Raw genomic sequence first — 1283 nt, forward strand, 5'->3', positions numbered from 1 at the left:
CATGCCACAGGCACGCGCCCGACGCAGATCTTTATGCGGAGCATCGAGAATCGTTTGTGTATTGGTGATGTCATGAATTGTGGTCATCGAGCCGTGAACTATTCCCAGTTTTTCGTGTATGACCTTTACAACCGGCGCAAGGCAATTGGTCGTGCAAGATGCGGCCGTAACAATCCGGTGCGCCTCTTTATTATAGAGCGAGTGATTCACACCCATCACGACATTGAGCACGCCCTCTTCTTTCACTGGTGCGCTGACTACGACGCGCCGAACACCCTGATCCAAGTAGGCTTGCAACAAGGCTTTCGTTTTCATTTTACCGCTTGCTTCAATCACAACATCGCAGGCAGACCAATCCGTTTCGGAAATTGACTTGTTCTTCGTACAAGCAATGCGCTTTCCAGCGACCAACATGGTCTCACCCTCAGAGGAGGCCTCGTAATGCCATATCCCATGAACAGAATCAAAAGTAAGCAGGTGCGCTAGGGTCGCGGCATCCCCTGCAGGGTCGTTAATCTGTACGATCTCGACGTCGTCCCACTCAAACGCCACACGCATTGTAAGTCGACCCATACGACCAAACCCATTAATCCCTACCTTGATAGTCATCATCACCTCTACTCAAAAATACACATGCCAACTTGAAATAAAAATGGGCGCAAGCAAGCTTCCGAAACACGACCAGCCATCGCGAACATATTGTCATGCAATTAGAAGCAGGAAGCACTAGTTCAGCACCTAAAAACCAAACAAATATTAACGCTCGACAATGACAGGAAGATTGTTGTCGATCATTCCCACAATTCCTGAGGGGGTTTGACTGCCAGCAAGATACTCCCCCTTGTCGAGGTATTGCCAGCTATCTTCCGATGAATAGCGCCACCCATTGCAAGGAATCAAAAGGGGTCTTCCCGAGCTGCCAGACAAACCGAACCCAAGCCAGCGCTCATGAAACTTTTCTCCCGCTAACGTTTCGACCAACACATGTTCATCACTGGCTTGTTGTACTAAAAGCACGAGATAATTACGACGAAGAAGTAGTTCCAAGATATTCGCTCCGAGAATCTTTTCAGAGCATGATGACCATTAAAGCGACTTTAAAAGTCGCTCATGACCGTTTTATGACACCGATTATGGTCATCGACGATATGCAAGGCAATCAACGCCTCAAAGAGCGCGATAATCACAACCATTCAACGAGCCAATAACCGGTGCTAAAGTAGCTTTAATCAAATCCCGAGAACCTACCAGTCTATGCCGTTTTTTTTAATCTTGATGTTCGC

3 protein-coding genes are annotated in these 1283 nt (G+C 47.6%); 1 reads left to right on the forward strand and 2 read right to left on the reverse strand.

Translation table 11 applies throughout. The features are described 5' to 3' along the window. Positions 1 to 609 (reverse strand): glyceraldehyde 3-phosphate dehydrogenase NAD-binding domain-containing protein (locus A3750_RS16415; protein ID WP_304440204.1); only part of this gene is annotated, 609 nt, incomplete at its 3' end. Between the two features lie 147 nt (positions 610 to 756). Next, positions 757 to 1047, reverse strand: a complete 291-nt coding sequence (locus A3750_RS16420) for a hypothetical protein (RefSeq protein ID WP_068453172.1) — start codon at positions 1045 to 1047, stop codon at positions 757 to 759. Positions 1048 to 1076: 29 nt separating this feature from the next. Here A3750_RS16420 and A3750_RS27135 point away from each other — a divergent pair, with 29 nt between their 5' ends. Next, positions 1077 to 1208 (forward strand): hypothetical protein, encoded by a 132-nt coding sequence (locus A3750_RS27135; protein ID WP_255374861.1) that lies wholly within the window; start codon positions 1077 to 1079, stop codon positions 1206 to 1208. Positions 1209 to 1283 lie beyond the last annotated feature (75 nt).

The sequence above is a fragment of the Oleiphilus sp. HI0079 genome (genome assembly GCF_001635105.1).

Coding starts and splice junctions, on each gene's coding strand:
- A3750_RS27135 (WP_255374861.1), top strand. CDS start 1,077: ATGATGACCATTAAAGCGACTTTAAAAGTCGCTCATGACCGTTTTATG.